The sequence below is a fragment of the Brevibacterium sp. genome (assembly GCF_022712115.1).
Taxonomy (GTDB): Bacteria; Actinomycetota; Actinomycetes; order Actinomycetales; family Brevibacteriaceae; genus Brevibacterium; species Brevibacterium salitolerans.
The window spans coordinates 1-4678 of sequence record NZ_JALAHB010000044.1 but is presented as its reverse complement, the minus strand read 5'-3'; the positions used below and the strand labels follow the sequence as shown (position 1 = coordinate 4678).

7 protein-coding genes are annotated in these 4678 nt (G+C 73.6%); 3 read left to right on the top strand and 4 right to left on the bottom strand.

The window, feature by feature from the left end; all coding sequences use genetic code 11:
• From Q0A33_RS02595 to Q0A33_RS02580, 4 genes are all read right to left on the bottom strand, one after another.
• Nucleotides 1-1108 (bottom strand): UDP-N-acetylmuramate dehydrogenase (locus Q0A33_RS02595; protein ID WP_291792649.1); only part of this gene is annotated, 1108 nt, incomplete at its 3' end.
• The gene (locus Q0A33_RS02590; protein WP_291792647.1) at nucleotides 1105-1572 is read right to left on the bottom strand and encodes a MaoC/PaaZ C-terminal domain-containing protein; all 468 of its coding nucleotides are present in this window, start codon (nucleotides 1570-1572) and stop codon (nucleotides 1105-1107) included. The genes Q0A33_RS02595 and Q0A33_RS02590, both read right to left, overlap by 4 nt.
• 11 nt (nucleotides 1573-1583) lie before the next feature.
• A complete protein-coding gene (locus Q0A33_RS02585) occupies nucleotides 1584-2033 on the bottom strand; it encodes a MaoC family dehydratase N-terminal domain-containing protein (RefSeq protein ID WP_291792644.1) in 450 nt (149 codons plus the stop codon).
• A gap of 108 nt (nucleotides 2034-2141) precedes the next feature.
• Entirely contained in the window at nucleotides 2142-3056 is a 915-nt protein-coding gene (locus tag Q0A33_RS02580; protein WP_291792641.1) for a LysR family transcriptional regulator, read from the bottom strand.
• A 94-nt stretch (nucleotides 3057-3150) separates the two neighbouring features.
• On the opposite strand from Q0A33_RS02580, the gene Q0A33_RS02575 reads away from it, so the two are divergent.
• From Q0A33_RS02575 to Q0A33_RS02565, 3 genes are all read left to right on the top strand, one after another.
• Nucleotides 3151-3798: a LysE family translocator gene (locus Q0A33_RS02575; RefSeq protein WP_291792639.1), complete on the top strand. Its 648-nt coding sequence runs from the start codon at nucleotides 3151-3153 to the stop codon at nucleotides 3796-3798.
• Between the two features lie 149 nt (nucleotides 3799-3947).
• Entirely contained in the window at nucleotides 3948-4376 is a 429-nt protein-coding gene (locus tag Q0A33_RS02570; RefSeq protein ID WP_291792636.1) for an AAA family ATPase, read from the top strand.
• Nucleotides 4377-4391: 15 nt separating this feature from the next.
• On the top strand, nucleotides 4392-4541 hold the full coding sequence (locus tag Q0A33_RS02565; RefSeq protein ID WP_291792633.1) for a hypothetical protein: 150 nt from the start codon (nucleotides 4392-4394) through the stop codon (nucleotides 4539-4541).
• The last annotated feature ends 137 nt before the right edge of the window (nucleotides 4542-4678 follow it).

The window sequence follows — 4678 nt, the reverse complement described above, 5'->3', positions numbered from 1 at the left end:
GCTCCATGCGGATGCCGTACGCGCGCTCCACGCCGTCACGGATGTGCACGGCGAGGTCGAGGATGTCCGCCGCCGCGGCCCCGCCGCGGTTCGTGAGCGCCAGGGTGTGCTTGGCGGACAGGCCGGCGCGGCCGCCCGGCAGTGCATAGCCCTTGGTGAATCCCGCATGGTCGATGAGCCACGCCGCCGAGGTCTTCACGACGGCCGGGTCCGGCTCACCGGTGAGCGGGTCGCGGACCGGATAGGCGGGAGCCCCGGCCGGCAGCACGGACTCCGGCGCCGCGCGCCCGCCGTCCTCGTCCACCGGCAGCGGCAGGATCGGATTGGTGAAGAAGCTCCCCGCCGACCAGGTGTCGTGGTCCGCGGGGTCCAGCACCATGCCCTTGGACGCACGCAGGGCGAGGACGGCCTCGCGCACAGCGGCGACCTCCACGCGCGCGCCCAGCTCCACGCCGAGGGCGCCCGCGAGCTGGCCGTAGCGCACAGGCGCGCCTCCCTGAGCACCGCCTGCCCGCAGGGCGAAGGTCACCGCGAGGACGACGTACCGGACAGCGCCCAGCTGCGCGGCCGAACGCTTGAGCAGGGAGGTGCGGTACCCGAATCCCAGCTCCTCCGGGGCGAGCTCCCGCTCCTCCCCGGTCATCCGGTCCAGCACGCGCACGGAGACGAGGGTGTCCGCCACCTCCGCACCGTAGGCGCCCACGTTCTGCACGGGCGAGGCGCCCACGGAGCCGGGGATCCCGGAGAGGGCCTCGAGGCCCGCGAGCCCGCGCTCCACCGTCTCCGCCACGAGGGCGTCCCAGGTGTGTCCCGCCTGCGCGGTGACGCGAACGAGGTCACCGCCGTCCGCCTCCTCCCACTCGAGGCCGGAGGTGCGGATGACACAGACCGGGCCGGCGAACCCCTCGTCCGCGACGAGGAGGTTGGATCCGCCCGCCACGAACAGGACGTCCGGACCAGCCGGTCCTTGTGCCAGCTCCGCGGGTGATTGCGCCGCGCGGAGGGGGTGGCTGCGCACGAACGCGCGCAGCTCCTCCGCCGTGGCAGCCACCGTGACGTCTGCGGCCGGGCCGCCCACGCGGAAGGTGGTGAGATCCGCAAGCCTCACCGCAGGCGGACCTTCACCTGCGTGCGGCCGAGGACCTTCTCCCCGGCGGACGCGACCTCGAGGTCCAGCCGGGCGACCCCGTTCTCCGGGTCGAGGGCACCGACCTTCGCCGTGAGGTCGAGCTGCGCGGTGGGCTGGTCCGGCGTCCCGGACTCCGCGTCCGGGACGACGACCATGCTGGTGAAGCGGGTGCGGACGTCCGCCACCGCGCCCGGGTCGCCTGCCCAGTCGGTGATCTTCGCGACGACGGAGCCCATCGTCAGCATGCCGTGGGCGATGACGTCCGGCAGGCCCACCTCCCGGGCGAAGCGCTCGTTCCAGTGGATGTGGTTGTGGTCCCCCGAGGCCGCCGCGTAGGCGATGAGATCCGCACGGGAGACGGGGATCGCGGTCTCGATGACGGTCTGCCCCACCTCGAGGTCCGCGAGGGCGGGGCGTGCGGAGGCGGTGTTCTCTGCGGTCAAGGCTCTCTCCCTCACTTCTCGCCGCGGACGACGATGGTCGATGTCACGGTGACGACGAGGTCGCCGGACGCGGCGTCTGACAGTTCCGTGCGCGTGGTGATCATGGCGTTGCCGCCGGCCTCGCGGAGGCCGTCGACGTGCGTGGTGGCGGCGAGCCTGTCACCGGCGACCACGGGCCGCACGTAGTCGAACTGCTCCTGTCCGTGCACCACGCGGGAGTAGTCGATGCCCGCGTCCGGGCTGGAGATGTAGAGGGCCTCGCAGCGCTGCGAGGGGATCACCGGGAAGGTGGCCGGGGCCACGACGTCGTCGTAGCCCAGCGCGCGGGCCGCCGCGGCGTCGAAGTGCGCGGGGTTCTCCGCACCCACCGCGCGGGCGAACTCCGCGATGGCCTCACGGCTGACCTCGTAGGGCTGCGGCAGGGAGTACGCGGCTCCCTGCAGATCTGTGTTCACGGCCATGTGTGCGCCTCCTGAAGGTGCGGATCCCCGCGTCGGTCGGTTGCGGGGCCAGTGTATCCGCGCCCGCGGACACGGGGCGAAGCACGGACTGTGCCGCGACTCACGCGCCTACGACCCGGTGCGCACGGCCGTCATGCCCGCCACCGTCCTGATCGCCTCCTCCGCCGCGGCCACGAACGGCCGGTGCTCGGCGGCCTCGCGGATCTGCAGCACCACACGGCGCACCGGGGTGGGATTCTCCAGGGGGACGGCGCGCAGGCCGTCCGGGAGGCTCCGGGCGGCGAGCGCGGGCAGCACCGTGACCCCGATCCCCGCCCGCACCATCGCGAGCACGGCATCGTGGTCATCGGACCGCGCGAGGTGGCGCGGCTCGAACCCGGCGGCGCGGGTGGCCTGTGCGATCACCCTGCCGGTGGGACTGTCGTAGATGTCGTGGTCCACCCACGGCTCCTCGCCCAGCGCGCGCATGGGCAGGACGGCCTCGGCGGCCAGCGGATGCGCCTCGCCCATCACCACCACGCAGGGATCGTCTGCAGAGGCGGACCTCCGGTAGCCGCGCAGGCGGACGCGGCCCTCGGCGGGGACCTCGTTGTGGATCTCGATGTCGCTGGGCCGCCGGCCGGGCCCGGGGAACGGCTCGTTCACGCTGACCTCGAACCGCATGTCCGGGAAGCCGGCGCGGACCTCGCGCACCACGGTCGGCATCCACTCCCGCGCCGCGGAGGAGAAGCAGCCGATCGCCAGATGCGGGGCCGGGTCGCCGCGCAGGTCCTCGACGACCGAATCGAGGCGCCGTGCCCCGGCGAACAGCTCAGCCGACTCCTCCGCGAGCCGCAGCCCGGCCGCAGTGGGCTCCAGGCCGCGACCGCGGCGCTCGTAGAGCGGGATCCCGACCTCCCGCTGCAGGGCGATGATCTGCTGGCTCACCGCGGCAGGCGAGAAGTTCAGGTTGCGCGCCGCGCCCTGCACGCTGCCGCTCGCCACCACGGCCCGCCACGCGCGCAGGCGTCTGAGATCCCACATGCATCCACTGTAAAGCTAAGGCGGACGGTTGTGGAGGATTCATTGCTTTACCTTGATGGATGAGCAGGACAGTCTGGATGCATGGAGATGCACCGTGACGACTGACACCCTCGGCCCCTTCCTTCTCGCGAGCGCGGTCATCGCGCTCGTCCCCGGTCAGGACACCCTCCTCACGCTCCGGTTCGCGCTCGCAGGGAATCGCGCAGGCTTCGTCTACGCCGCGGCCGTCTGCCTGGGCATCCTCCTGTGGGCGGTGCTGGCACTGACGGGGGTCTCGGCGGCGCTGCAGGCCTCCCCCGCGGCCTTCGCCGCTGTGAGGATCGCCGGGGGCGCGTATCTCTGCTTCCTCGGCGTCCGGGCCGCGGTCCCGGCGGCCCTCCTGCTGCGATCCGCGCGGCGGGAGCCCTCCGCGACGGCGCCCGGGGTGCGGAGGGACCGGCGAGGCGCGGCCGCCTCGGGCGCGGTCTTCAGGACGGGGGTCATCAGCTCGCTCACGAACGCCAAGACCGGCCTCTTCTTCCTCGCGCTCCTGCCGGGATTCGTCCCGCCGCGACCCGGGCCCGCGGACTTCGCCCTGCTGGCGGCGGCTCCCGCGGTCGCGACCCTCCTGGTCCTGTCCCTCACGACGCTGCTGGCGGTGAGGATCGGGCGGCTGCTCGCAGATCCCCGCCGGTCCGCAGCGCTGGACCTCGTCTTCGGCATCGTCTTCTGCGTGCTCGGCATCACCGTGCTCACCCACTGAGCGGACGGAACGGAGGCGGCCGCCCACGTGCACACCCACCGCGCGGGCGGCTTCCCCGGGCGCGGCCGAGGGACGCTGAGCCGGCCGTTCACGGCGAACTCCGGGCCCGCCCGCAGTCTTCTGACGGCAGGGCCGGACACAATCGGTCCATGTCCAGGCCCGCCACGCCCGTGGTCCTCCTCGCCGGCGTCCCCGGCGCCGGGAAGTCGCGCGCCCTGCGGGTGATCGCACGCGCACGTCCCGAGGTCCGCCTCGCAGACCCGGACCGGATGCGCCTGCGGCTGTCCCGCCTCGCACCCGCACTGCCCTATTCCGCGGCCAGGCCGATCGTCCACACCCTCGCCCACCTCGCGGTGCTCACACAGCTCCTCAGACCCAGCGGGACCCCGCTGGTGATCCACGATCCGGGGACGCGCAGATGGAGCCGGCGGCTCATTCTGCGGCTGGCTCTGCGGCGGGGCCTGCTGCCCGCAATTCTCTGCATCGACATCGGGCGGGAGGAGGCGCTCGCCGGACAGCACGCACGCGGCAGAGTGGTGCGTCCCGCTGCGTTCGAGGCCCACTGGAAGCGCTGGTAGGAGCTGCGTGCCCGCGTGCTCGCCGGTGGCGAGCTCTCACCCGGTGAGGAGTGGCCCGAGGCCCGCCTCGTCACCCGCGCGACCGCGGTGCCTGAGATCCTCAGGCGGGTGGACAGGGGCGGGAGGGACCGGGTGACGGACACGGCGCCCGCAGCGCACACCTGACATGCTGAGGGCACCGGAAGCCGGGCACCTGCGACACTCCGCCGCTCCCGCCGGCGCGGGCGACCGCTCAGCCGGAGACGGCCTCGGGTGCGGGGTCCTCCGTGCCCCGCACGGGCCGGCCGGCAGACGTGGCCGGC

Coding starts and splice junctions, on each gene's coding strand:
- Q0A33_RS02580 (WP_291792641.1), bottom strand. CDS start 3,056: ATGTGGGATCTCAGACGCCTGCGCGCGTGGCGGGCCGTGGTGGCGAGC.
- Q0A33_RS02585 (WP_291792644.1), bottom strand. CDS start 2,033: ATGGCCGTGAACACAGATCTGCAGGGAGCCGCGTACTCCCTGCCGCAG.
- Q0A33_RS02570 (WP_291792636.1), top strand. CDS start 3,948: ATGTCCAGGCCCGCCACGCCCGTGGTCCTCCTCGCCGGCGTCCCCGGC.